The organism is Moorena sp. SIO3I6, from assembly GCF_010672095.1.
Genome location: NZ_JAAHHU010000064.1, coordinates 15038 through 37252 on the forward strand (window position 1 = coordinate 15038; position 22215 = coordinate 37252).

At 43.0% G+C, this 22215-nt stretch carries 34 protein-coding genes; 26 read left to right on the forward strand and 8 right to left on the reverse strand.

All coding sequences use genetic code 11. From position 1 onward, the window contains the following. Positions 1-217: 217 nt before the first annotated feature. Entirely contained in the window at positions 218-958 is a 741-nt protein-coding gene (locus tag F6K49_RS18985; protein WP_293018035.1) for a phycocyanobilin:ferredoxin oxidoreductase, read from the reverse strand. A 645-nt stretch (positions 959-1603) separates the two neighbouring features. Between F6K49_RS18985 and F6K49_RS18990 the strand changes: the two genes are divergently transcribed. Beyond that, positions 1604-1801, forward strand: coding sequence for a twin-arginine translocase TatA/TatE family subunit (locus tag F6K49_RS18990; protein WP_364302334.1), 198 nt, complete (start codon positions 1604-1606; stop codon positions 1799-1801). A gap of 47 nt (positions 1802-1848) precedes the next feature. Here the strand turns inward: F6K49_RS18990 and F6K49_RS18995 are convergent, their stop codons facing one another. Together F6K49_RS18995 and F6K49_RS19000 are read right to left on the reverse strand one after the other, a co-directional pair. Beyond that, a complete protein-coding gene (locus F6K49_RS18995; RefSeq protein ID WP_293099128.1) occupies positions 1849-2559 on the reverse strand; it encodes a Crp/Fnr family transcriptional regulator in 711 nt (236 codons plus the stop codon). Between the two features lie 192 nt (positions 2560-2751). Next, the gene (locus tag F6K49_RS19000; protein ID WP_293018031.1) at positions 2752-2877 is read right to left on the reverse strand and encodes a hypothetical protein; all 126 of its coding nucleotides are present in this window, start codon (positions 2875-2877) and stop codon (positions 2752-2754) included. A 180-nt stretch (positions 2878-3057) separates the two neighbouring features. Here F6K49_RS19000 and F6K49_RS19005 point away from each other — a divergent pair, with 180 nt between their 5' ends. The 17 genes from F6K49_RS19005 to F6K49_RS19085 all read left to right on the forward strand — a co-directional run bounded on the left by F6K49_RS19005 (position 3058) and on the right by F6K49_RS19085 (position 14551). Continuing rightward, positions 3058-3840 carry a globin domain-containing protein gene (locus tag F6K49_RS19005; protein ID WP_293099131.1) on the forward strand — a complete coding sequence of 261 codons (783 nt, stop codon included), beginning with the start codon at positions 3058-3060 and terminating at the stop codon, positions 3838-3840. 150 nt (positions 3841-3990) lie between these two features. Continuing rightward, a complete protein-coding gene (locus F6K49_RS19010) occupies positions 3991-4353 on the forward strand; it encodes a hypothetical protein (protein ID WP_293099134.1) in 363 nt (120 codons plus the stop codon). 91 nt (positions 4354-4444) lie between these two features. Then, positions 4445-4729, forward strand: a complete 285-nt coding sequence (locus F6K49_RS19015) for a hypothetical protein (protein ID WP_293099137.1) — start codon at positions 4445-4447, stop codon at positions 4727-4729. Positions 4730-4747: 18 nt separating this feature from the next. After that, positions 4748-5317, forward strand: a complete 570-nt coding sequence (locus F6K49_RS19020) for a DUF4255 domain-containing protein (protein WP_293099140.1) — start codon at positions 4748-4750, stop codon at positions 5315-5317. 38 nt (positions 5318-5355) lie between these two features. Then, entirely contained in the window at positions 5356-6396 is a 1041-nt protein-coding gene (locus F6K49_RS19025; protein ID WP_293099143.1) for a hypothetical protein, read from the forward strand. A gap of 24 nt (positions 6397-6420) precedes the next feature. Next, a complete protein-coding gene (locus F6K49_RS19030) occupies positions 6421-6813 on the forward strand; it encodes a hypothetical protein (protein WP_293099146.1) in 393 nt (130 codons plus the stop codon). 24 nt (positions 6814-6837) lie between these two features. Further along, positions 6838-8430, forward strand: a complete 1593-nt coding sequence (locus tag F6K49_RS19035; RefSeq protein WP_293099149.1) for a phage tail sheath C-terminal domain-containing protein — start codon at positions 6838-6840, stop codon at positions 8428-8430. A gap of 54 nt (positions 8431-8484) precedes the next feature. Beyond that, the gene (locus tag F6K49_RS19040; RefSeq protein ID WP_293018017.1) at positions 8485-8607 is read left to right on the forward strand and encodes a hypothetical protein; all 123 of its coding nucleotides are present in this window, start codon (positions 8485-8487) and stop codon (positions 8605-8607) included. Between the two features lie 111 nt (positions 8608-8718). Beyond that, complete coding sequence (locus tag F6K49_RS19045; RefSeq protein WP_293018015.1) at positions 8719-8853, forward strand: hypothetical protein; 135 nt, start codon at positions 8719-8721, stop codon at positions 8851-8853. A 17-nt stretch (positions 8854-8870) separates the two neighbouring features. Further along, a complete protein-coding gene (locus F6K49_RS19050) occupies positions 8871-9335 on the forward strand; it encodes a phage tail protein (RefSeq protein ID WP_293018013.1) in 465 nt (154 codons plus the stop codon). Between the two features lie 293 nt (positions 9336-9628). Next, positions 9629-10111 (forward strand): phage tail protein, encoded by a 483-nt coding sequence (locus tag F6K49_RS19055; RefSeq protein WP_293018011.1) that lies wholly within the window; start codon positions 9629-9631, stop codon positions 10109-10111. A gap of 2 nt (positions 10112-10113) precedes the next feature. Then, entirely contained in the window at positions 10114-10317 is a 204-nt protein-coding gene (locus F6K49_RS19060; RefSeq protein ID WP_293099153.1) for a DUF5908 family protein, read from the forward strand. Positions 10318-10508: 191 nt separating this feature from the next. Continuing rightward, positions 10509-10694: a hypothetical protein gene (locus F6K49_RS19065; protein ID WP_293099157.1), complete on the forward strand. Its 186-nt coding sequence runs from the start codon at positions 10509-10511 to the stop codon at positions 10692-10694. Positions 10695-10734: 40 nt separating this feature from the next. After that, positions 10735-11454, forward strand: a complete 720-nt coding sequence (locus F6K49_RS19070) for a hypothetical protein (protein ID WP_070396065.1) — start codon at positions 10735-10737, stop codon at positions 11452-11454. 6 nt (positions 11455-11460) lie between these two features. Then, entirely contained in the window at positions 11461-13104 is a 1644-nt protein-coding gene (gene vgrG / locus F6K49_RS19075; protein WP_293038411.1) for a type VI secretion system tip protein VgrG, read from the forward strand. A gap of 247 nt (positions 13105-13351) precedes the next feature. Continuing rightward, on the forward strand, positions 13352-14047 hold the full coding sequence (locus F6K49_RS19080) for a Uma2 family endonuclease (protein WP_293071430.1): 696 nt from the start codon (positions 13352-13354) through the stop codon (positions 14045-14047). Between the two features lie 96 nt (positions 14048-14143). Then, positions 14144-14551, forward strand: a complete 408-nt coding sequence (locus F6K49_RS19085) for a GPW/gp25 family protein (RefSeq protein ID WP_293071431.1) — start codon at positions 14144-14146, stop codon at positions 14549-14551. On the opposite strand, the gene F6K49_RS19090 is transcribed toward F6K49_RS19085, so the two are convergent. Beyond that, positions 14529-14843 carry a hypothetical protein gene (locus F6K49_RS19090; RefSeq protein ID WP_293071432.1) on the reverse strand — a complete coding sequence of 105 codons (315 nt, stop codon included), beginning with the start codon at positions 14841-14843 and terminating at the stop codon, positions 14529-14531. The two genes, F6K49_RS19085 and F6K49_RS19090, sit on opposite strands and share 23 nt — an antisense overlap. Before the next feature lie 62 nt (positions 14844-14905). On the opposite strand from F6K49_RS19090, the gene F6K49_RS19095 reads away from it, so the two are divergent. The 3 genes from F6K49_RS19095 (at position 14906) to F6K49_RS19105 (ending at position 15812) form a co-directional block, all read left to right on the forward strand. After that, complete coding sequence (locus tag F6K49_RS19095) at positions 14906-15127, forward strand: hypothetical protein (protein ID WP_287314436.1); 222 nt, start codon at positions 14906-14908, stop codon at positions 15125-15127. After that, a complete protein-coding gene (locus F6K49_RS19100) occupies positions 15124-15396 on the forward strand; it encodes a hypothetical protein (protein WP_293017996.1) in 273 nt (90 codons plus the stop codon). The genes F6K49_RS19095 and F6K49_RS19100 overlap by 4 nt, the downstream gene beginning before the upstream one ends. Positions 15397-15581: 185 nt before the next feature. After that, positions 15582-15812 (forward strand): hypothetical protein, encoded by a 231-nt coding sequence (locus F6K49_RS19105; RefSeq protein WP_293017995.1) that lies wholly within the window; start codon positions 15582-15584, stop codon positions 15810-15812. Here the strand turns inward: F6K49_RS19105 and F6K49_RS19110 are convergent. Further along, positions 15809-17767, reverse strand: a complete 1959-nt coding sequence (locus tag F6K49_RS19110) for an ATP-binding protein (RefSeq protein ID WP_293099162.1) — start codon at positions 17765-17767, stop codon at positions 15809-15811. The two genes, F6K49_RS19105 and F6K49_RS19110, sit on opposite strands and share 4 nt — an antisense overlap. A gap of 73 nt (positions 17768-17840) precedes the next feature. Here F6K49_RS19110 and F6K49_RS19115 point away from each other — a divergent pair, with 73 nt between their 5' ends. Both F6K49_RS19115 and F6K49_RS19120 read left to right on the forward strand, forming a co-directional pair. Next, on the forward strand, positions 17841-19055 hold the full coding sequence (locus tag F6K49_RS19115) for a DUF4157 domain-containing protein (protein ID WP_293026154.1): 1215 nt from the start codon (positions 17841-17843) through the stop codon (positions 19053-19055). Positions 19056-19413: 358 nt separating this feature from the next. Beyond that, positions 19414-19767: a hypothetical protein gene (locus tag F6K49_RS19120; protein WP_293026156.1), complete on the forward strand. Its 354-nt coding sequence runs from the start codon at positions 19414-19416 to the stop codon at positions 19765-19767. Positions 19768-19804: 37 nt separating this feature from the next. Here F6K49_RS19120 and F6K49_RS19125 read toward each other — a convergent pair whose 3' ends face one another. Then, the gene (locus tag F6K49_RS19125; RefSeq protein WP_293099165.1) at positions 19805-20296 is read right to left on the reverse strand and encodes a hypothetical protein; all 492 of its coding nucleotides are present in this window, start codon (positions 20294-20296) and stop codon (positions 19805-19807) included. A 224-nt stretch (positions 20297-20520) separates the two neighbouring features. Between F6K49_RS19125 and F6K49_RS19130 the strand changes: the two genes are divergently transcribed. Both F6K49_RS19130 and F6K49_RS19135 read left to right on the forward strand, forming a co-directional pair. Next, on the forward strand, positions 20521-20715 hold the full coding sequence (locus F6K49_RS19130; RefSeq protein ID WP_293026160.1) for a hypothetical protein: 195 nt from the start codon (positions 20521-20523) through the stop codon (positions 20713-20715). Then, on the forward strand, positions 20712-20927 hold the full coding sequence (locus tag F6K49_RS19135) for a hypothetical protein (protein ID WP_293026162.1): 216 nt from the start codon (positions 20712-20714) through the stop codon (positions 20925-20927). The genes F6K49_RS19130 and F6K49_RS19135 overlap by 4 nt, the downstream gene beginning before the upstream one ends. On the opposite strand, the gene F6K49_RS19140 is transcribed toward F6K49_RS19135, so the two are convergent. Next, positions 20881-21216 carry a XisI protein gene (locus F6K49_RS19140; protein WP_293026164.1) on the reverse strand — a complete coding sequence of 112 codons (336 nt, stop codon included), beginning with the start codon at positions 21214-21216 and terminating at the stop codon, positions 20881-20883. The two genes, F6K49_RS19135 and F6K49_RS19140, sit on opposite strands and share 47 nt — an antisense overlap. Next, on the reverse strand, positions 21204-21620 hold the full coding sequence (locus F6K49_RS19145; RefSeq protein WP_293026166.1) for an element excision factor XisH family protein: 417 nt from the start codon (positions 21618-21620) through the stop codon (positions 21204-21206). Before F6K49_RS19145 ends, F6K49_RS19140 begins: the two co-directional genes overlap by 13 nt. A gap of 83 nt (positions 21621-21703) precedes the next feature. Between F6K49_RS19145 and F6K49_RS19150 the strand changes: the two genes are divergently transcribed. Continuing rightward, positions 21704-21919: a hypothetical protein gene (locus F6K49_RS19150; protein WP_293026168.1), complete on the forward strand. Its 216-nt coding sequence runs from the start codon at positions 21704-21706 to the stop codon at positions 21917-21919. Positions 21920-22215: the final 296 nt, after the last annotated feature.

The following is a 22215-nucleotide window of genomic DNA, read 5'->3' on the forward strand; positions in this document are numbered from 1 at the left end:
TTTTCAAATAGGTGAGGTATACAAGTTGTGGATTTTAGGTAACAGGTAACAGGTAACAGGTAACAGGTAACAGGTAACAGGTAACAGGTAACAGGTAACAGGTAACAGGTAACAGGAAAAAAATCCTGTGTACCTCATTAATATGATAACCGCTATCATCCATTGCTCCATCCCTAAACTAATCAGCAAACTAATCAGCTTTACCATTCATTAAGTATCAAGATCCTGGCAAGTCAAATAGTACGGAGGTCATATAGTTCTCTGCCCATTCAACACCAAACGCTTTTTCAAGCACCCGCCGGGTTTTGTCATTCTGCCGCTGCTTGCTGCAATAATAGTGTTGACCTGCAATAATTTCTGCTTGCTTTTCTCTAGAGACCGGTAGGGCATTTGCAGCATGGGCACAGTGAATCTGTAATAAATCATCCACCCATGCCAGGAACTGTGCTTCTTCTTCTGGACCATTGGGACGCACAAAAATGCAAAATTCTGAAAAAATGTCCGCCCAAGGTGGTAAGTCACGGGGCTGTTTAAACTCAGGTTTTGGTAGGGTCTCTAAAGAACAGTGATAGGCTTCTGGTAAGGTACGTTTAGGGTGGAGTGGAGAAAGGTCTGCGATCGCAGCGCTGATTTGTCCTCTAGCTGCCACCACATCACAGCCAAACATGGGCAAAGCATACTCTGGACGAGGAAACATTACACAGTGTAAAATGTCCAACATCTCACCTATTTTTGCCAATTCCAGGTGCATTTTCCGAAACTGACGTGTTTGATAGCAATGGTTTTCGATAGTCAGTTTCTCTCCCTCAAGCCGTCCTTCCACGTAGCCTAACTCGGCTGGTAAATCATAGGTCGAAAGGTCGAAGTAGCGCCGCCAGTTCGATTCAATACAGTCCGCCAGCTTAGCGCACAGAGGGTTTTGTTGGGTTCTTAGGGATGGCGTGGAAGTGGTTGACATTCCTTAACACTTAAAGGCTATGGGTAACATTGAGGCAACAGGCTTGCAGACAAAAGGGTTGGATGGGTTCTCCCCCCATTATCCCCCTTAACAAGAGGGGTAGGCAAAAGATAAAAGGCATACAAGACTTGAAGTATCAACCATTGCATTGATTGTAACCTTTGCAAATGGTAGATTTTTATACTTTATCTTTCCTCCTTCATCCAACTACCTCTATCTTCTCACCTTATCGGTGACCATCAATTGGAGCAAGACATCCTAAGTATGGACTTCGGATAAGCTTAGGATATCAGCTTGCCATGGGCAATCCTTTAGCGCTACACAAAACTTTGTTACTGCTGGGATTGGATCTAGGATTTTGTTTGCGATTGGCCGTAGGCCACGCTACGCGAACGCATGGAATTCCTTCCTAGTACCATGGACTAGGGGTGCATTGCTGAGGGGCGGGATGAATATGAGTGGGGTGGGCATCCTGCCCACCCGAAAATGACTACATTGAGTCTGCTACCTAGATTGAGCTAGGTTGATTCTGCGCCTAGTAAAACCATAGAGTAGATTAGCTAGACAATTTTTTGGCTTTGCTGTGAAGTAGGATGGGCTAAGTGCTATCAAGCAGTTCAAGGTTAATTCTAGGTTAAAAGGAGTTTGGAGGAAATTGATATGTTTGGTTTAGGATGGCCGGAAGTAATGATTATTGGCGTTGTGGCGGTTGTGATTTTTGGACCGAAGAAAATTCCTGAAATCGGCAGCGCCCTAGGGAAAACCCTCAGAGGCTTCAAAGACGAGATGAATAATCCGACATCAGACGCTAAGGAGTCACAAACTGAGCAGAAAGATTCATAATTAACAAAACTTTCAGCGCTTGATTCATCCTACTTCGTTGTCCGCGATTAGCCCGAAGGGCTACGCTTCGCGAACGCATCTAACTGCTGCCAGTCATTGATAATAATTTTGCCTCCCCGCTTGTAGGTAACCACTGAATTGATCGAATTTATCTTTTTGAACAAACGCACGCATTCTTCATAGGTTATACCTATACTGCGAGCAATTTGATAGTACGGAAGGTTGACATTTAAGGAGTCTCCCTGAGCAACAGACTGAGTTCCATAGCGAGTTGCATAGTATTGCAGTAGACGCACCAGTCGTACAATTGCCCTTTCTGAAATTAGTCCATGTACGGTGTTGTGAATTTGTTGCAGGCGTTGATTAAAGACTTCCAGGATTCGCAACGCCACTTCTGGGGTATGGCGAATGGTATCTAACAGCGCCTCTCGTTCTATGGTTAGCACTTGCGAGTCCACCTGACAAATAACTGTTGCGGGAGCAATACCATTACCAAAAATTGCCGGAGCCGCAAAAATATCCCCCTCAGGGATGATGCGCAAAAGGCTTTCTTTACCACTCGTCCCGGTTTTTTTAATTTGCAGAGTTCCCTTGATTAAGGCATAGAGTTGGCAGGGGAGGCGATCGCCCTCGTAGATCACAATCTCATCCCGCAAATAAGTCCGTACTTTGGTATAAGGCTGAAGATTCTCTAGCGCTGAGGTTTCTAGGTCTTTCAGCACCCAGACTTGAGCTAATTGTTCTATGGATGAGACCATGCCTACCAGTCCTTTGAGAGTGTTTGATAGTTATAGTATTTCTCAATTCGGTAGGGAGCAGGGAGCAGGGAGCAGGGAGCAGGGAACAGGGAGCAGGGAACAGGGAACAGGGAGAAGAGTGTGGGGAGAGGGGGTAGTGTGGGGAGAGAGGGGAGAGCACAAGAGTGTGGGGAGAGGGAGGAGAGGGAAGAATTAGTTTGAGATTAATTTGGTATCTTTAAATACTTTTTTTCTAATGGTCTTGATGCATATCCTCATCTGACTCCCCATTTCCCCATCTCCCCATCTCCCCATCTCCCCATCTCCCCATCTCCCCATCCCCCCACACTTCCCTCCCTTTCCCTACTCCCTACTCCCTACTCCCTTTGCTTTTACTTCCTTTATGAGCTAGCTCAAGGACAGCCCTAACTATTTCTGTCACAGTAAAAGTAGCAACGAGTTCAGAGATATTTCCAAATCTTAGAACTTCCTAGCTAAATTTGAGATGAGGAAAGGATAATGGGTAATGCGATCGCTAAAGCAAACACATCGTTTAGCACTTCCCTACAAAAATTAGTTTACTATCCAGATACAGGGATAATTAGTAACTTTTTGCTCAAGGATAACAATTGCCAATACACCCTATTTTGTTTGGCAAAAGGTACAGCAATCGAGGAGCATACTTCACCTCGTAATGCCGCAATCACGGTAATTGAAGGGAAAGGAATTCTGACCTTAGACCAGAAAGAGATAACCTTAGAAGCAGGAGTTTTTATCTTTATACCTGCTAAAGCACCTCATAGGTTACAAGCCCAAGAGAATCTGAAATTTGTGCTAACCCTCTCGGAACAGCCCTTACCGGTGAATCAGGTTAGCCAAGAAACCATAGATATCATCAAGTCCACAGCCCCCCTCCTCAAAAAGCATGGTAAGCAAATTACTACTCGGATGTATGAAATCATGTTTCACAACCATCCAGAGGTAAAAGCACAGTTTGATATGTCAGCTCAAGCTAATGGTTCTCAACCAGCAAAATTAGCTACAGCAGTCTATAGTTATGCTACCAAAATTGATAATCCGGAGGATTTAAAATCAATGGTTGAGTTGATTGCCCATCGTCATGTAAAAACCAATGTTAAACCAGAACAATATCCCATTGTGGGAGAGAGTTTACTACAAGCGATGAAGGATGTGTTGGATGAAGCGGCGACAGAGGAAATGATAGTAGCTTGGACAGAAGCTTATCAGATATTAGCTGATATTTTTATTAACCGAGAACGTCAAATCTATCAATCATTATAGCAATCTGGGAGTCGGGAGTCGGGAACAGGGAGTAGGGAGTAGGGAGTAGGGAATATGAGAACTGCTATATTGCCGTTAGTTTAAATTCCCAGCAGTCAAAACCTGCTCAACGGTTAACATCAGCTCAGGAAACGTAGGTGATGTTAACCGTTGATTTCCAGTTGCCGTGGAACGGGCATGTTGGTGGAACGGGCATGTTGGTGGAACGGGCATGTTGGTGGAACGGCCATGTTGGGGGAACGGGCATCTTGCAGTGGAATGGGCATCATGGTGGAACGGGCATCTTGGTGGAATGGGCATGTTGGTGGAACGGGCATCTTGGTGGAACGGGCATCTTGGTGGAATGGGCATGTTGGTGGAACGGGCATCTTGGTGGAATGGGCATCTTGCCCGTTATCAATATTCCCAGGCGGGCAGGATGCCCACCCCACTCCTATTCATCCCGCCCCTCAGCAATGCCAAAAATCCTGTGTACCTCATAGCTATAAGAAACGCTATAAGCACCTCAAGTAGCGTGGCCAACGGCCAACGGCTGACTGCTGACTGCTGACTGCTGACTGCTTACGAAAAATGATCCGAGTTGAATATAGCGGTTTCTATCCTAATGAGGTACACAGGATTTTTTCCCTGTTCCCTGTTCCCTGTTCCCTGTTCCCTAAAACCAAGGACTCTGTACCTCACCCAATTAAAAACCGCTATATTCCTAAAAATATTACGATATATTTCATTGTTGAATATTCCTAAAAATGTTACGATATATTTCATTTTTAGGGATTTTCTCTCTTTTGTTGTTTTTCATGTTAGGGTTATTTTGGTGGCAGTTATAAGTATAGAAAACCTATTGCCCTATTCCATAGTCTTCTTGTCAAGATTATCCTCCAATTATTAGGCGGGATAGATACTACCTATGTTGGAACATGTTCTCTCGTTTCTTAAGGAACAACTCAACAGCTACATCCGAGTAAAAACCGGGGGTCAGGCTTTTGAGGTCTTATTTCTTCAGGATCGCAACGGGAAAGAAGTTTCCTTAGAAGAGAATGCGATTACTACCTTATTAGTCAACTTAGAAGAAGACTATACCTTTCGTTCTGGTGCCGCCTATGAAAGGATGCCTAATCAGGGGGGTAACCAGCAAAACAACCCTAATCTTTACCTCAATTTATACGTTCTCTATGCTGCTAATTTTACTAATTACCGGCAATCTTTAAAGTTTTTATCCCTAATTATCAAATACTTTCAAAGTCATCGATTATTTGATTGTCGTAACTCTCCAACCCTCAGTTCGGAGATCCAAAAGTTGACCATAGAACTGGTTAATTTGCCTTTTACTGAACAAAGAGAGGTTTGGTCTGGTTTAGGCATGTCTTATATGCCTTCAGTCATTTATAAAGTCAGAATGGTTGTCTTTGCCGATGGGGATACGGTGGAAATTGGCTCTGATGTAACTGAGAAGGAAGTTAGTAGTTCAAGAATCTAGTATCGCCGCCAAACTAAAACCCAAGGGTCATCTAGATTATGCTTTATAAGCCACTCTTTGAATTAAGTATTCTTCACGACTATTATCGGGATAAAGTCTGCCCGGACTTAAGTGTTGAACCAACACCTGAATGTCGTAGGGTACTTAGGGGTCATCGTCTGATTGTTAAGAATAAAGTTAACGGAATAGTGGTCATTGCCCCAGTAGTTTCAGTAGGTTCAGAAGATTCAGAAGATTCAGAAGATTCAGAAGATTCAGAAAAATCAGAAAATTCAGAAAATTCAGAACAGAAACCCTGGGTAGAGCTTGCTGATAATTTGCGATTTACTTTTATATTGAAAATCAAAAATCAAGATTTTATAGATTTCACAGATATTGAATGGAAACCCGTTGATAATGTTATTTACCTGTTTAGTAATGAAAGGAATACTAAAATTGGAGTGTCAGACTTAGAAAGAACTAGAACTAGATTGCCTGGTAGTGATCAAGAAGTAGTGATACTTGCTATTTTAAGGCTGATTACTATTTTACGGCTGATTAGAGAACGACTATACCGATTTGTCTTACTACTTAAATTGTCTGATCACAAATTACCCAGGGGACAGCCGTTTTTTGGCATAGTCTATATTTATAATAACTCCTCTATGCCTAAATCTTTTAAAGATTCGAATCAGGGCAGTAAATATAGTGACTATCAAATCACCTTTCAAGCCAAAAAACAACACTGGCGCTATTACCTGGTAACAGATCAGTTAACTAATGGCGATGAATTCTTGATTGAAGATAAAGATCCGACCAGGAAACCAAAAATTCAATTTACTAGATCTACGAGTGCCGAAGCTGAAAAAACAGATCCAATATTTTCTGCCCTTAACCAACAATTTCCTGTTCCTGAATTTCCAAAATATCTCTTTAAATCTGACTCAGAAATTGCTTGTCAGGAAGCTGGGATAAAAAATATTCAACTTTTAAAAAAGAAAAAGACTGAACTTGGCGATCCCTCTGTGTGGATTGATCATTTACCTAATCCCCCTAATCAGAACGGAATTCAAGTCATTAATGCCCTGAAATACCTATAAAAATTGAAACGTAAGGATTGAACCATGGTAACGTATAAAACTCCCAATGTTTATGTCGAGGAAATTTCTACATTTCCCCCCTCAGTCGCTGAGGTATCTACAGCGATTCCAGCTTTTATCGGTTACACAGAGAAAGCTAAACGAGGCAGTGAAGATTTAACCAATACACCCACTCGAATTAGTTCACTGCTTGACTATGAAACTTTGTTTGGCAAAGCTCAAGCAAGTAAATTTGTAGTAACAGCAAACGGAGATGGTATTGCTAGCATTGAACCTCCTGAATTCAAGTATTTAATGTATTATGCCTTGCGGATGTATTTTGATAACGGTGGGGGCAGTTGTTACATTGTTTCGGTGGGTAATTACAACGGAACTAAAAAAAATAATGATTTTAGAGCAGGCTTATCAGCTTTATAAAAAGAAGATGAACCCACTTTAATCATGCTTACCGATGCCGCTAATTTAAGTACTGAAACCGATTATTACGATCTTTGTGGACAAGCTTTGATGCAATGCAATAAATTAAAAGATCGGTTTGCAATCTTCGACGTTATGAAAGATAAAGTTGATGAATTCCGAGATGGAATTGGTACAGCATATTTAAAATATGGCGCAGCTTATTCTCCCTACCTCCAAACATCACTCAACTACTATTACACCGATGTTTCTGTAACTGTATCAGTCCTAGACATACGCTTTGAATACACCACAGACCCTAAAGGTATTCTAGTCACGTATACAGGGAATAAGGAAGATCAACCTAAAGTAGCTATTACTACTAGTACAGGTACAGATCAAAAACAAAATATCGATTTTTCGCTCGACCGTAATACTAAGACTCTAACAATAAAACTCAATGCAAGCAGTGCAAAAGGAAAAAACATCATCGCCGAATGGAAAAAATGGAAAAAAATTCCTGAAAATAGCAATGGTAATTCCTTCAATATAGAGCAAAACGGAGATGGTAGTGACGATATATCATCAGTTGTCAATCCAACACCTCTCGAAGCCCTACATCCCAAGGTGTACAACACAGACCTTAATGGTATTTTAGTCACTTATGTCGGTCCGGAGAACGATGAACCCAAAGTAGCTATTACTCTTGACAAGAATCAGCCAACAGATGTAGACTTTGAAATTGACAGTAACTTGACTCTAACAATAAAACTCAAAAGAAACACAGCAACTGTAAAACAAATTACCGACGCATGGAAAACATGGAAAGCTGGAAATAGCACTGATAATAATTTTGAAATAAAGCAAAGCGGAGATGGTAGTGCCGATATATCATCAGATTCAGAAAATTCAGATGGTAGTGCCGATATATCATCAGATTCAGAAAATTCAGATGGTAGTGCAAAACCTCTCACTACCCCTCCTCCTCTAGAGTATTACAAAACTACTAAAACAGATTTGTATAACAAGGTTAAGACTGAACTAGGTAAACAGCGAGTCGTATTACCTCCAAGTGCTGCTGTAGCAGGGGTATATGCCAGGGTAGATCGGGACAGGGGAGTTTGGAAAGCACCTGCTAATGTCAGCTTGGCATCGGTACTTGCGCCTACGGAAAAAATTACCAACGAGGAACAGGAAAATCTTAACGTTGATCCCACCGCCGGTAAATCCATCAATGCTATTCGTAGCTTTACCGGAAAAGGAACTTTAATTTGGGGAGCAAGGACTTTAGCGGGTAATGACAATGAATGGCGCTATATCCCTGTGCGCAGACTGTTCAATCTGATTGAAGAATCGATTCAGAAAGCCACTGCATTTGTGGTCTTTGAGTCTAACAACACCATCACCTGGCTGAAAGTGAAGTCCCTAATTGAAAGTTATCTAGAGGGATTATGGCGACAGGGTGCCCTGGCTGGTAGCACTCCTGAACAAGCTTTCTTTGTTAATATCGGACTGGGTAAAAGCATGAGAGCACAGGACATTTTAGAAGGACGGATGATTGTGGAAATTGGTCTGGCAGCAGTCCGTCCGGCTGAGTTCATTATCCTGAAATTCTCCCATAAATTACAGGAAGCATAGGGGGAATTCAAAATTCAAAATTCAAAATTCAAAATTGTAAGCATTCAGCGGTCAGTGGTCAGTGGTCAGTGGTCAGTGGTCAGTGGTCAGTGGTCAGTGGTCAGTGGTCAGTGGTCAGTGGTCAGCGGTCAGTGGTCAGCCGTGAGCCATTCCCGTAGCGTGGCCATAGGCCAATAGCTGTTCGCGTAGCGTGCGCGTAGCGCTTAAGCTGATAGCTGATAGCTGTTCGCGTAGCGTGCGCGTAGCGCTTAAGCTGATAGCTTACCTTATCTAGCGGTTTTTAGTCTAATGAGGTACACAAAATTTTTGTCCTGTTCCCTCTTATCTTTTCCCTGTTCCCAGATCCGCTGTTCCCTAAAACCAGAAACTCTGTACCTCACCAAATTACAAACCGCTATAACAGTCAAACTAAACCTAAAGTAATTAAGGAAACATAAATCATGGCAGACACAGTACAACAAATCAAAGATACTTATCCAATTCCGGTATTTTATTACCGAGTCACCATCGATGGAGATGATTCCCACGCTTTCTCAGAGGTATCGGGATTAAGCATTGAATTTGAAACGATTACTTATCGAGATGGCCTGAGTTATAAAGATGGGCCAAAGTACATGCCAGGATTGGACACTCCCATTAACCTAACCCTACAGAAAGGAATTGTCAGAAAAGACAGCTATTTATTTGAATGGTTTAGCACGATTAACCTCAATACCGTCGAAAAGCGAGATCTTAGGATTGACTTGTTAGACGAGTCAGGTGAAGCAGTTGTCTCCTGGGAAGTTGGAAATGCTTTCCCTAAGAAATTAGATGCACCGTCATTTAATGCCACTAGCAATGAAGTTGCTATTGAAAGTTTAGAACTAATGGCTAATACTCTCAAGGTTAATAACCCTCCATTATAATCATTAGAGTTCCCGGCAATGGTCGGTAACAGGGAACAGGGAACAGGGAACAGGGAACAGGGAATCAAGAATTGAGAATAACACTATCGGACAAATAACTATTTTTACAAGAGGTCTATAGCGGTTTATAACCTAATCAGGTACACAATATTTTTGACCTGTTCCCTATGTTCCCCTCCTGGGAGGGGTTAGGGGTGGGTTCCTCTTCTCTCTTCCCTGCTCCCTGCTCCCTGCTCCCTGTTCCCTAAAACCCAATAATTTGTACTTCACCGAATTGAAAACCGCTGTAAGTTATGGCAGATAATTTCCCCATTCCGGAACTTACTTTGACTGAAAATCCCCCGGTTGGATTTAATTTTATGGTCGTCTTTTTCATTGGTGGAATTCTGCCTAATCCCTTAGATATTCGCTTTCAAAAGGTATCGGGAATTTCTGCGGAAATAAGCACAACAGACATCCGTGAAGGGGGTGAAAATATTTTCAGACATCGTTTGCCTAATCAGGTTACCTATAACAATCTGGTTTTAGAACGAGGAATGGTGATTGGCTCTCCTCTGAATGTAGAGTTTAACGTTGCTATGAGTACCATGAAATTTGCCCCCAGCAATGTCTTAGTCATGTTGCTTGATGAAAACACTGTTCCTGTTTCTAGTTGGTTATTTAAGAGAGCTTATCCAGTAAAATGGTCAACATCCGATCTAGATGCTAATGCCAATGCTGTGGTTATAGATACGATGGAATTAGCCTATGTGAGATTTCAAAGTGTGAGGATTTAGCTATGCCAGTGGAAATCAAAGAATTAATTATTCGTGCCAACATTGTGGATAATAGTGAGTCTAAGCATGGAAATAGTGATAATGGACATAGTTATGATAATACTTTAGCTCCCCAGATGGGAGAAAATTATGAACAAAAAGGTGAAATAATTGCTGCTTGTGTCGCCCAGGTACTGAAGATACTGGAGCGGAAAAAAGAGAGATAAGGTAAGGAAGTGTGGGGAGGGTGGGGAGAGGGGGAGATAGGAAGATAGGGAGATAGGGAGATAGGGAGATAGGGAGATAGGGAGATAGGGAGATAGGGAGATAGGGAGATAGGGAGATAGGGAGATGGGGAGATGGGGGAGATTTTTCTTAAGGGTAATTGTAATAACATGAGATAGCGTTTATCATAGCTATGAGGTACACATTCTTTTTTACCTATTGCCTATTGCCTATTGCCTTCCCCTCCTGGGAGGGGTTAGGGGTGGGTGCCTATTGCCTATTGCCTGTTCCCTGTTCCCTGTTCCCTGTTCCCTGTTCCCTATTCCCTGTTCCCGATTCCCGATTCCCGATTCCCGATTCCCGATTCCCTATTCCCTAAAACCCAAGAATAATTTATACTTCACCCAAATAATCATTATATGCTAAAAAACCCTTTCAAATTAGAAAAGCTGAAGATTCGTGTTTATAAAGATGGAAAACGGACTGGAAAGGGAGAAGATACCTTTGAAGTCATGTTTAATCCGGAATCCTATTCCTTACAATACGAGAATGTTTATCAAACTAAGCAGGGTATTAATACCCGTGGACGCGAAGCAAAATATACTCTCAGCAAACCCAGGAATTTGTCCCTCAAGTTAATTTTAGATGACACAGGAGTAGCAGATTATGGAGGTTTTGGGTTTGCCGGAGCTTCATTAGTTGGCAATCTTTTAGGGACGAGAGATGTTTACAAGCAAGTAGACCGCTTTCTGAAGCTAACAACATTTATGGATGGAACAATCCATGAGCCTAAATATCTCAAAATTGAATGGGGAGACTTAATTTTTGATTGTCGTCTCGTATCTGTTAATGTTAAATATACACTTTTCAACCGTAGCGGACAACCGATAAGAGCTGAGTTAGATACCGTTTTTAAAGGTGATCTAGAAGATTCCAAGCGAATTAAATTAGAAAATAAAAGCTCACCCGATCTTACCCATACTAGAACTATAAAAGCTGGAGATAAGTTGCCTGTGATGGCTCAAGAGGTATATGGTGACTCGGCTTATTATATCCAGCTTGCCCGTGCTAATAATGTCAATAACTTCAGAAAGTTAAAAACCGGAACAACTATCAATTTACCGCCAATAGAGAAGTAAAAAATAATGAGTGGTGTTGTCACAGCAACAATTTTGAGTAAAGGTAAAAAAATGAACTCTGAATATAATGTCATGTCGATTGACATTATCAAAGAGGTGAATAAAATCCCGATAGCTCAAATTATTTTATTAGATGGTGACGCGGCAGACCAAGAATTTGCTATTAGCAATACAGAGTTTTTTAAACCAGGCAAAGAAATTGAAATTAAGCTTCGCTATGAAGGGGAAAAACAAAAGGAAGCAACAGTGTTTAAGGGAATTATAGTTAGACACTGTGTTCAAGCCGATCGCTATAGTTCTCTGCTCACTGTTGATTTAAAAGATGCAGCATACAAACTAACCACCCAACGAAAAAGTGCTGTGTTTCGAGATATGACAGACAAGGATATTATCGGCAAAGTCATCAACACTGGGGGTGGGGGGTTAAAATTCAAATCTACTGCTGTAACTAAACCAAAGCATAAGGAAATGGTGCAATATTACTGCACTGACTGGGATTTCATTTTATCTCGTGCGGATGTCAATGGTCTGTGGGTTTTAGTTGATGATGGCGAAATTACGGTTAAAGAGCCCTTACTAAAGGGGAAACTAAAACATACCTTTGAGTATGGCAAAGATGAAATTTACCAGTTTGAAATGGAAGCTGATATTTGCGATCAGAAAGCGTCGGTAGAAAGTACAGCTTGGGATATCAAAACACAGAAATTATTACAATCACAAAAAGCGAAAGAGTTTTCTACCACCCAGGGTAATTTAAAAGGAGATGAATTAGCCAAAACCATTGGTGCAGATAACTATCAATTAATCAGTTTAGCTCCCTTAGATGACCAGGAAGTAAAAGCTTGGGCAGATGCCAAGTTACAAAAAAGTCGTCTGTCACTGTTTAAAGGTCGCTTCAACTTACCTGGATTTGCTGATATTAAACCAGGAGATATGATAAAAATTGATGGAATAGGAAAGCGCTTCAATGGCAAAACTTTAGTAACGGCTATTCGACATCAATTTAGTAGACAAGGCTGGCAAACCTATGTACAATTTGGCTTGTCAGCTAGCTGGTTTTATCAACAAACTAATGATATTTTTGATACACCAGTGGCGGGATTGATTCCAGCTATTCATGGGTTGCAAATTGGGATTGTGGATAAGTATGAAGCGGATCCAGAAAAACAGTTTAGGGTAAAAGTCAGAATCCCCTCAATTGAAACAGATGGTATTGTTTGGGCAAGATTAGCTTCCGTTGAGGCTGGTAATCAAAGGGGTATCTTTTTTAGACCAGAAACCGGGGATGAGGTTATTCTCGGTTTTATCAATGATGACCCTAGACAAGCGATAATTCTGGGTGCGGTGCATAGTGGTAAAAATGCTTTGCCGCCTGGTTTGACAGTAACCAAGGAAAATAATAAGAAAGGAATAGTTACCAAAAACTCCCTAAAACTTATATTTGATGATGAAAATAAGTTAATCGAAATTAGTACATCCAAGGGCAATACCTTTAAATTATCCGAGCAGGATAAAGGGATTAAATTGGAAGATGAAAATGGGAATACAATCACGATGGATAATCAAGGAATTAAGATAAAATCAAGTAAGGACCTTGTGATGGAGGGTAACTATATCAAGATTAAAGGCTCGAGAGTGGATATTAATTGAGGCAAGGGTGGGGCGGGGGCGCGGGGAGATGGGGAGATGGGGAGATGGGGAGATGGGGGAGATTTTTATTAAGGGTAATTATCCTGAAATGATACAAGAGGCAAAAGGCAAGAGGCAAGAGGCAAGAGGCAACAGTCCGTAGGGTGTGTTAGCGATAGCGTAACGCACCATTGTACGAACTTTGGTGCGTTACACTAAAAGCTAACGCACCCTACAAATCCTACAAATCCTACTGCTAAAAACAACCATGTCTCAAACCATATTAAAACCAAAAAATCCAATTCCACCCCTTGAAAGTGGAGATCTACTTACTCAGGTTGAATTTGAACAGCGTTATGCACAGATGCCCAATGTCAAAAAAGCGGAATTAATCGAAGGAGTTGTTTATATGGCATCACCCTTAAGAATGACCCAACATGCTAATCCCCATGCTCGTATTATGACTTGGTTGGGTACATATTGGTCAGCTACACCAGGGGTAGAAGTGGGCGATAATGCGACTGTACGTCTAGATGCAGACAATGAACCTCAACCGGATGCTTTACTAAGACTAACGGTAGATGGACAATCAAGGATTAGTGAAGACGGCTATGTAGAAGGTGCGCCAGAATTAATCGTAGAAATAGCAGCTAGTACGGCCTCTATTGATTTAAATGATAAATTAAAAGCTTACCGACGTAATCAAGTTCAAGAATATTTAGTTTGGCGGGTTTATGACGGAGAACTTGATTGGTTTCGGTTAAGGGAAGGAAAATATATAAAACTAAAACCGAATGATAAAGGCATTATCTGTAGTGACTACTTCCCTGGCTTATGGTTAGCCCAAGACGCTTTACTAACTGGAGACTTAGGCCAAGTATTAGCAATTTTACAGCAGGGATTAACATCACCAGAACATGAAAACATAGTAAAAAAATTGACCGATAAGGGGAAGGTTGACTAGAACAAGAGGCAATAGGTAATGGGTAATAGGTAATAGGTAATAGGTAATAGGTAATAGGCAAGAGGCAAGAGGCAAGAGGCAAGAGGCAATAGGTAAATGGAAGAAAACCGCTCTTTTTTAGGGACAGGATGGAGTTTTCCCCCGACATTTAACCGGGATACAGGAACGGTGGAGATGGTTTCTGATCACGAGGATATTGTCCAAAGTTTGGAAATTATCCTGTCAACCCGTCCAGCCGAACGGATTATGCAGCCTGACTTTGGTTGCGAATTGAGTCAGTTTCTGTTTGAGGAAATTACTCAAGGGTTAATTACGGGAATAAGAGGCACGATTTCTGATGCTCTTTTGAACCATGAGCATCGTATAGATGTGGAGGAGATAAATATAGAGGACAGTGAAATAGAGGGATTGTTGTTAATAATTGTTACCTATACCGTGCGAGTCACTAATTCTAGGTTTAACCTGGTTTATCCTTTTTATATTAATGAAGCTCAAACGGTTTGAGTTCTTGTATAGCGGTTTTCCATTGGGTGAGGTACAGAGAACAGGGAACAGGGAACAGGGAATAGGGAACAGGGAATAGGGAACAGGGAACAGGGAATAGGGAACAGGGAATAGAGAACAGGGAACAGGGAACAGGGAACAGGGAACAGAGTTCTTGTAGGGTGGGCAAAGGTCGATGATTCCAGATCAAATAGGGAATTGGCTCAGCATTTGCCCACCCTCCCCGCACTCCCCACACTCCCGCCCCGCGCCCCCGCCCCGCGCCCCCGCCCCTATTGCCGCTGTAAGGCATGTAAACGAAAACTTAAGCTAACATTTATTTAGAGACGTTTTTCCAGATAAATACTGAAATTAATGACTTATCTATTAACAGAGGCTTTTCAGAAAGCACAAAATTTACCAGAAGAGATACAAGACGAACTGGCTCATCAGTTAATCGAAGATATTGAGAATGAACTTAAATGGCAAAAAACATTATCACAATCTCAAACCTCTTTCCTAGACGAATTAGCCCGTAAAGCATTAAATGAATCTAAGATAGGGGAAACGAAAGTTATGGGTTTTGATGAATTATGAAGTCAGAATTAACCAATGACTTTGTAAACTGTTTTGGAAAATTACCAGAAAAAGTAAAGCAGACTGCACGAAAAAATTATAAACTTTGGAAACAGAATCCCAACCATCCAAGTTTAGAGTTTAAGAAACTTCAGACTCAAGAGCCAATATACTCTGTTAGGGTGGGAATCGGTTGGCGTGCTGTAGGAGTTATGAAAAAGACAGATACAATAGTTTGGTTTTGGATTGGCTCTCACACTGAATATGATAAGTTACTTAAAAAGTTATAATGTGATTGCCGCTAGATAAAACTTACAAAGAAAAAGACTGACCCAAAAAAAACCGAAAATCAGGCATAGCACAATGGCAAATTCGGTCACGAAAAAAGTCTCATCAAGGCAAATACCTAACTTAGGTCAAAAAAAGAGCAACAGCTTGTAGGGTGGGCTGCATGTCGAGGATTCGAGATCTTATTGTGATTGGATCAGCATTTGCCCACCCTACGCCACTACCTACGCTTCAGGTTTGGTGGGCAAATGGACCCGATTCCAGATCAAATTGTCAGAGGTACAGCATTTGCCCACCCTACGCCACTGTTCGAGCGGGCAGGATGCCCACTCTACCTATTCCCTATTCCCTATTCCCTGTTCCCTGTTCCCTATTCCCTATTCCCTATTCCCTATTCCCTAAAACTCCCCACAACTAAAACCACCCTTCTATCTCTTCGTTTGTCAACATTTTCTTCAATTTAAGATATTCCCGTTTTGTGGCTTCATAGATATGTTCCATGTTCACGGGTTCATCGGCGGCGGCGGCCAAAAAGGCGGCATTTAGGGCAATATTGCGAATATTTCCGCCAGCTACATTGAGTTGACCCAGTTTCTGGTAATTTAAGTTTTGGGTTGGTGTCTGGGCAGGAAAAATGCGCTGCCAAATTTGGGTACGGATTTCGGGTTGGGGAAAAGGAAACTCCACCACAAAGCGAATGCGGCGGGAAAAGGCACTATCGAGGGCGCTTTGGAAATTGGTGGTCAAAATAGCTAACCCTTGATAGGCTTCCATGCGTTGCAGCAAATAGCTGACTTCGATGTTAGCGTGGCGGTCGTGACTGTCTTGAACTTGGGTACGCTTACCAAACAGGGCATCCGCTTCGTCAAACAGAAGAATAGCACTTCCGGTTTCTGCTGCATCAAAGATCCGCCGCAGATTCTTTTCGGTCTCACCAATATATTTACTGACAACTCTACTTAGGTCGATGCGATAAAGATCCAGGCGAAATTCCTTAGCTAATACCTCTGCTGCCATGGTTTTACCAGTACCGCTAGCCCCGTAAAATAGGGCGCTGATGCCCAAACCCCGATGGCCTTTTTGGGCGAAACCCCATTGCTGATAGACTTTATACTTGTGTCTGAGATGAGTGGCAATATCCCCAAGAAGCAGCCGTTGTGGGGTTGGTAATACCAAATCGTCCCAGGTAGCCGTAGCATTGATAGGTTGCGCTAAGTGATCTAATTGATTACGGGCATTATGGCGGCAGAAATCCCATAATTGAGTAGAGTCTTGAATTTTGAATTTTGAATTTTGAATTTTGAATTGATCACAGGCAGCTTGAATAGTAGCATGATTGAGGTTAAACTGTACCGCGATGCGCTCAAGTTGACCGTTAAGTTCTGCTGCTGCTGACCCTATATGGCTTTCCCACAGGCAATATTTTTCCTCGTGGCTCAATGGGGGGATGTCAAGGTTAACAATAGTCCGCTGACAGTCAATTTTTCGGTCATTGCAGCTGAGGATTAAAGGAGTATTGTTACTATCAATAAATTTGCTCAGAGCCAACTCCCGCCCAGGCTCAGAAAAATTATAACTATCGCAGTCAATAAACAGGACACTATTGCTAAGATGGGCTTCCCTTTCCCAACGCTTCCCCAGTTGGTACACTTCCTGGGGGTTGGTGGTCACAGCCAATGGTTCTAGAGTGTGTAACTTTAACCCCAAACCCTGACAAGTGGCGGAGGCAATTTGGTATTTAGTGCTTCGATCCGAGCCAGATAATTGCACCACGGGATAGCTATTTCTCCCCTCGCCCCCAGACCAAATGGTGATCAATTGCTCCACTATACTTAACTGAGAGCTAGGCAAAAGATGAAGGTTGGTCTGAGGCGGTTGGGGTTTGATCTTTCCTGCTAATTCCTGGTCTGTGGCATATTCTCCTAAAAGAAAGCAGAGGATACGCTGGTCAATATAGAGGGGGGACTGGCTTAGGATCAATCCTGGTTCTATGTGGAGCAGTTGCAAGTTTAGTAAAGGGCGTTGGGGAGAAAGGACACCCCAATTGGCTCCGGGAAGGGCGTCAAAAGCTAAACTGAGAGTAGGATAGTTTTTGTTTGGACTATTTTTTTGGGCTTTGGCAAACAAAGAATGGAAGTATGGTTCTATTTCCATTCCCGCGCACATGAGCAGGATATCCCTTTCAAAGGGGGAGAGAAGGAATTTGTTACAAAGTTGAGCCAGGGCAGAAGTATCGTCAATAATTTCAGTTACGATTTGTTGATTTTCTTTACCTTCTATGTAGTTTTCTAAATAGTTACGAACTCGCCAGATTTCTTGAAACAGAGAACTAATATTAGAGTGATACCAGTTGGTTTGAGTTTGGGGTGCCATGTCGCGCTCCATTAAGACGGTGGAATCGACTTATATTCTTTTCTAATAGGGTACAAGGTAAAAGGAAATAGCTATGCGCACTACTCATACCTATAAACCGAAATATTCTCACTCTACCTCGTTGTCAATAGCTCAAAAAAAGAAAGACTCCAGAGTGATGGGTTCTAGAAGAAGATTGGATGCAGAGGACAGGGAGTGGAACGCATTAGAGGGGGTCGGGGAATGGGGAAGTAGAATGGCTAATGTGATGCACTCCCTGGAAACGGGACAATACGTGCCCGACACAGGATGGTATGAAATGGGGCTGCAAGCAAAGCTAAGTATAGGACAGCCGGTGGAGAAAAACCAAGAAGGGGCGAATCACGGTGGGCATCTGGTAGTGCAGCCTAAAAGGATGATGGTGCAGGGTCGAGCACAACCGTTGACGGGGGATTCGGTGACTTATGGCGATAGCATGAGGGCATCGAGGAGGGTAAAAGAAAACAAAACTGGCTTGCCTGATCGCCTCAAGGCAGGAATAGAGAACCTCTCTGGCTATTCGATGGATGATGTGAGGGTGCATTACAACTCTCAGAAACCGGCACAATTGCAGGCTCTAGCTTATGCACAGGGTACGGAGATTCATGTGGGGCCGGGGCAGGAGAAGCATTTGGCCCATGAGGCGTGGCATGTGGTTCAGCAGAAGCAGGCAAGGGTGAAGAGAAAGGTGCAGAAGAATGGCGTACAGCTCAACGACGATGTGGAATTAGAAAGAGAAGCCGAAGAAATGGGAAAAAAAGCGTGGATGAAGAGGCGGGATGAGAACGCCTGCCGAATTACACAGGTCCCGATGACAAGAACAGAAGACCATGATATGACGGAGGTGGTACAGAGGAAGCCTGGTTTAGTAGCAAGAATGTTCAGGGGAGGGGCTGCGATGAGAGCATACACAGGATGGAAGGTAGAACCACGTCCGGTTGAATCAAGGAAAAGCGGAGGACGCCAAGAAGCATACGAACTGTTATCAAAGTATTTACCCCGCACCCATGTTGGTGGGGTCATGGCTATGCCAGTCCAGGAATTCTATAGTATGAGCGGGGAGACAGTGTCAGGGGAAATAGGAAACCATTATAAACAACTTGAAGCTGAGGGCTTATTATCCTTACCGCCCACCGACGATAATCTAAATAAGGTAGCCCAAAGAGAGACGGAATGGTGGAAACAGCAGAGTGGTTTTCCTGGTTTTGCAGGAGGCAGCGTGTCGGCCCAGACGAGGTTTGACATCCTGAAGGCATACCGAGATCAATAGTCCGTACGCCGAGCTGGTAGGGTGGGCAAAGGGACATTTTTTCGGTGTAACTTTGCTGTACTCTCAGTGCGATCGCTGATAAAGCTCTTGTAGGGTGGGCAAATAGACTAGCTCACTGAGCTTATGGTCAAAGTCTCATTATTTGCCCACCCTACCCTACCGAATGGGTAAGCCTCTGTGGTCTGTTGGGTTAAAGCCATGTAAACCACCAACCCAAAACCAAACAGACTCACCCCATCCACCCCACTTCTAACCCACCGCCACCAATGGTTAAGGTAAGTCTCAATGCGAAGCTGATCCGCACCTTGCTCATAAGTGTGGCTCGTTCCTGGTAGGAGTCTCTAGAGAATAGAGAGGTATGACCAGGGGGATTCGCGGGATAAAACCCAAAATCCTAACTGATTATCGGATGTGGGTGAAAGTAGTGCGATCGCTCTTGTCGGGTGGGCAAATGGACATGATTCGTGATGAAGAAGCCAAACTATCATTTTTTGCCCACCCTACCCTACTCAGTAGTGCGATCGCTAGTAGGGTGGGCAAATGGACAGGATTCCTGATGAAATTACCAAACTATCATTTTTTGCCCACCCTACCCGACTACCCGCTGGTCATGGGATCACCTATATTGTTGGTTGGGTTAAAGCAAAGTGTTCGCTCTTGTCGGGTGGGCTGCATGTCGATGATTGATGATCAATTGGTCTTTCATTCATAATTTGCCCACCCTACCCCACATTCAGAATTTGCCCACCCTACTCCCCTGCAAAATCTTCTAAATCGCTAAAAGCTTGAATTTGTGGTAAATTCCTGCCACAACAACACCCCCAATCGGGTCGATACTTGCCTCGCTCCACCCATTTGTGAAAACTGGAATATTCCCACAAATGAGGACAAGACACCAAACCATGTTTAACTGGATTATAGTGAATATAATCTATATGTCGGTGTAAATCATGGTCATTACGAATTGTATGCTCCCAAAACCGACGTTGCCAGACATTGCTTTCTCGATGCTTACGACGAGAAGCAGAAACATCTACCGAAAATGAGCGTTTTCCCCGTAAAGAGCGGGTAAATAACACCTTAAACCGAGAGACTCGCGCTCGAATAATTAGAATCATCCGGTGGTAACGACCAGATAAAATGAAGATGATCCGGTAACACAACCGCTGCTGTGATGTCAAAGGGTTTTTCTGTCCGCATTTTTGCGATCGCCTTCCGTAACCGAAATATATTCTCAACATCTGAAAATAGAGGAATACGGCGATATGTGACTATTGTCAGAAAAAATACTCCTCCTGGCACATAAGAACGACGATAGTTCGACATATTGAGATATTGATCGTGGCGAGCATCGTGTGTTTCAGTTTAATCCCGATTCAGTAGTAGGGTGGGCAAATGGGCCGGAGTAGTGGGCAAATGGACATGACACAAAGCGAGCAGTAGGGTGGGCAAATGGACTAGATTTATGATTTATTCGTTTATGGTTGATGATTTGCCCACCCTACCCCTTGCTTGTAGTGGGCAAATAGTCAGGATTGATGATGAAATTGCCTTCGGTACAGAATTTGCCCACCCTACCCTACGGAATGCGATCGCACTACCCCTCACCTTGTCGGGTGGGCAAATAGCAGTAGGGTGGGCAAATGGACTAGATTTATGATTTATTCGTTTATGGTTGATGATTTGCCCACCCTACCCCTTGCTTGTAGTGGGCAAATAGTCAGGATTGATGATGAAATTGCCTTCGGTACAGTATTTGCCCACCCTACCCGACGGAATGCGATCTACTACCCTAGCTTTTGCGATCGCGCTAATAGGGTACGCCCTACGCAACGGCAAATTCCGTATCTTTCCTGCGTAATGGTGACTTAAAACCCAAAACAATTTGCTTTTTTGGGACACCAGCTTCAACGAATTCGTTAGCCACTCCAACTTCTGTGCCATCTCGTTGAATCCAGATTTTTCCGTCGATAATATCAACATGGATTAAACAACCATGCTGATAGTGCTTATTCTGACGGCCTAAAATCATCAGCAGGTAGCGATCGGATTCCGGATCAAAGACCGTCTCAAACTTAATATCTCCATGCTTATAGGGCACTTTTGTATGATTTGTGATAATTTCTCGAATTAGTTTGCGGTAATTAGTTAATCTATCCATCGGATAATAACCTCCCGATCGGGGTCAAAGACAATAATAGGCACTTTGTAATCACTGAGAATGATTTCTCCCAGGGGTTCTGTAAAGAAATCTTCATATACTTCTTCGTGGAGTGCTAGATAAAGCTTGCGTTGAGGTTCTAAGCGTTTGATCACAGAGAGATAAATAAAATATTGACCTAGGGATTTTTGAGCATCAGCAATTGAAGAGGGACCACCAAAGGTTTTAATCTCAACAGCAATCTGTAGCTGATCTTTCTCAGCTAGGAGCAGTTTTTCTGCTGCTAGATCGACGTACATATCTTGCTTACCCCAACGCAGGCGAAGGGGATCATCAGTAATCAACCACCCGTCTTTTTCTAGGGCACGGCGAACACCATAATGGAAGCGATCGCGGTTAGGCATCTTGTGCAGATCAGAACTGAGATTAACTCAATTATACAAGTACGATCGCGTAGCGTGGCCTACGGCCAATCGCCGATCTTGTAATGCGATCGCCTTTGGGGCGGCTGAGGCCTTTGGCCACGCTGCGCGAACGCCGATCGCTCTTGTTTGGTGAGCAAATCGACATGATTCGTGATGAAATTGTCAAACTCTCAGAATTTGCCCACCCTACAGTGCTTTCAACTCAGGTCGGGTGGGCAAATCGACATGATTCGCGATCTTATGGTATTACTTTCATGATTTGCCCACCCTACGCCTAACCTTGGCCAAAAGGCCACGCGATCGCTGAAAGCGGGACTTCGTCCATCGCGTTCAACCTTCAACCAACTAACCTACCCTTCGGGAACGCCAAAGGCGAACAACCTAAAAAAAAATAGCCGCAGAAATACTATCCACGGCTAGGAATTTACCTTATGTCATTCAGTTTTCTAACTTATCCAGACGTGATCCTATGGGATTGGCCGAAGGTCACGCTACGGGATTGGACCGGATGGTTTGGCCGGGGGGAAAACCCCCCAGCAATTTAACGTGTTAACGGAGCCTCAAGTACTTGGTC

What these genes read in the sequence shown, in the direction of transcription:
- F6K49_RS19025 (WP_293099143.1), top strand. Translation starts at nt 5,356, where the DNA reads ATGCTTTATAAGCCACTCTTTGAATTAAGTATTCTTCACGACTATTAT.
- F6K49_RS19035 (WP_293099149.1), top strand. Translation starts at nt 6,838, where the DNA reads ATGCTTACCGATGCCGCTAATTTAAGTACTGAAACCGATTATTACGAT.
- F6K49_RS19015 (WP_293099137.1), top strand. Translation starts at nt 4,445, where the DNA reads ATGAGGTACACAGGATTTTTTCCCTGTTCCCTGTTCCCTGTTCCCTGT.
- vgrG (WP_293038411.1), top strand. Translation starts at nt 11,461, where the DNA reads ATGAGTGGTGTTGTCACAGCAACAATTTTGAGTAAAGGTAAAAAAATG.
- F6K49_RS19000 (WP_293018031.1), bottom strand. Translation starts at nt 2,877, where the DNA reads ATGGGGAGATGGGGAGATGGGGAGATGGGGAGATGGGGAGATGGGGAA.
- F6K49_RS19030 (WP_293099146.1), top strand. Translation starts at nt 6,421, where the DNA reads ATGGTAACGTATAAAACTCCCAATGTTTATGTCGAGGAAATTTCTACA.
- F6K49_RS19065 (WP_293099157.1), top strand. Translation starts at nt 10,509, where the DNA reads ATGAGGTACACATTCTTTTTTACCTATTGCCTATTGCCTATTGCCTTC.
- F6K49_RS19135 (WP_293026162.1), top strand. Translation starts at nt 20,712, where the DNA reads ATGATTTATTCGTTTATGGTTGATGATTTGCCCACCCTACCCCTTGCT.
- F6K49_RS19080 (WP_293071430.1), top strand. Translation starts at nt 13,352, where the DNA reads ATGTCTCAAACCATATTAAAACCAAAAAATCCAATTCCACCCCTTGAA.
- F6K49_RS19145 (WP_293026166.1), bottom strand. Translation starts at nt 21,620, where the DNA reads ATGCCTAACCGCGATCGCTTCCATTATGGTGTTCGCCGTGCCCTAGAA.
- F6K49_RS19095 (WP_287314436.1), top strand. Translation starts at nt 14,906, where the DNA reads ATGACTTATCTATTAACAGAGGCTTTTCAGAAAGCACAAAATTTACCA.
- F6K49_RS19125 (WP_293099165.1), bottom strand. Translation starts at nt 20,296, where the DNA reads ATGTTGAGAATATATTTCGGTTACGGAAGGCGATCGCAAAAATGCGGA.
- F6K49_RS19120 (WP_293026156.1), top strand. Translation starts at nt 19,414, where the DNA reads ATGACCAGGGGGATTCGCGGGATAAAACCCAAAATCCTAACTGATTAT.
- F6K49_RS19020 (WP_293099140.1), top strand. Translation starts at nt 4,748, where the DNA reads ATGTTGGAACATGTTCTCTCGTTTCTTAAGGAACAACTCAACAGCTAC.
- F6K49_RS19005 (WP_293099131.1), top strand. Translation starts at nt 3,058, where the DNA reads ATGGGTAATGCGATCGCTAAAGCAAACACATCGTTTAGCACTTCCCTA.
- F6K49_RS19130 (WP_293026160.1), top strand. Translation starts at nt 20,521, where the DNA reads ATGATTTATTCGTTTATGGTTGATGATTTGCCCACCCTACCCCTTGCT.
- F6K49_RS19070 (WP_070396065.1), top strand. Translation starts at nt 10,735, where the DNA reads ATGCTAAAAAACCCTTTCAAATTAGAAAAGCTGAAGATTCGTGTTTAT.
- F6K49_RS19100 (WP_293017996.1), top strand. Translation starts at nt 15,124, where the DNA reads ATGAAGTCAGAATTAACCAATGACTTTGTAAACTGTTTTGGAAAATTA.
- F6K49_RS19110 (WP_293099162.1), bottom strand. Translation starts at nt 17,767, where the DNA reads ATGGCACCCCAAACTCAAACCAACTGGTATCACTCTAATATTAGTTCT.
- F6K49_RS18985 (WP_293018035.1), bottom strand. Translation starts at nt 958, where the DNA reads ATGTCAACCACTTCCACGCCATCCCTAAGAACCCAACAAAACCCTCTG.
- F6K49_RS19140 (WP_293026164.1), bottom strand. Translation starts at nt 21,216, where the DNA reads ATGGATAGATTAACTAATTACCGCAAACTAATTCGAGAAATTATCACA.
- F6K49_RS19115 (WP_293026154.1), top strand. Translation starts at nt 17,841, where the DNA reads ATGCGCACTACTCATACCTATAAACCGAAATATTCTCACTCTACCTCG.
- F6K49_RS18995 (WP_293099128.1), bottom strand. Translation starts at nt 2,559, where the DNA reads ATGGTCTCATCCATAGAACAATTAGCTCAAGTCTGGGTGCTGAAAGAC.
- F6K49_RS19045 (WP_293018015.1), top strand. Translation starts at nt 8,719, where the DNA reads ATGAGGTACACAAAATTTTTGTCCTGTTCCCTCTTATCTTTTCCCTGT.
- F6K49_RS19050 (WP_293018013.1), top strand. Translation starts at nt 8,871, where the DNA reads ATGGCAGACACAGTACAACAAATCAAAGATACTTATCCAATTCCGGTA.
- F6K49_RS19055 (WP_293018011.1), top strand. Translation starts at nt 9,629, where the DNA reads ATGGCAGATAATTTCCCCATTCCGGAACTTACTTTGACTGAAAATCCC.
- F6K49_RS19085 (WP_293071431.1), top strand. Translation starts at nt 14,144, where the DNA reads ATGGAAGAAAACCGCTCTTTTTTAGGGACAGGATGGAGTTTTCCCCCG.
- F6K49_RS19060 (WP_293099153.1), top strand. Translation starts at nt 10,114, where the DNA reads ATGCCAGTGGAAATCAAAGAATTAATTATTCGTGCCAACATTGTGGAT.
- F6K49_RS19150 (WP_293026168.1), top strand. Translation starts at nt 21,704, where the DNA reads ATGCGATCGCCTTTGGGGCGGCTGAGGCCTTTGGCCACGCTGCGCGAA.
- F6K49_RS19090 (WP_293071432.1), bottom strand. Translation starts at nt 14,843, where the DNA reads ATGCCTTACAGCGGCAATAGGGGCGGGGGCGCGGGGCGGGGGCGCGGG.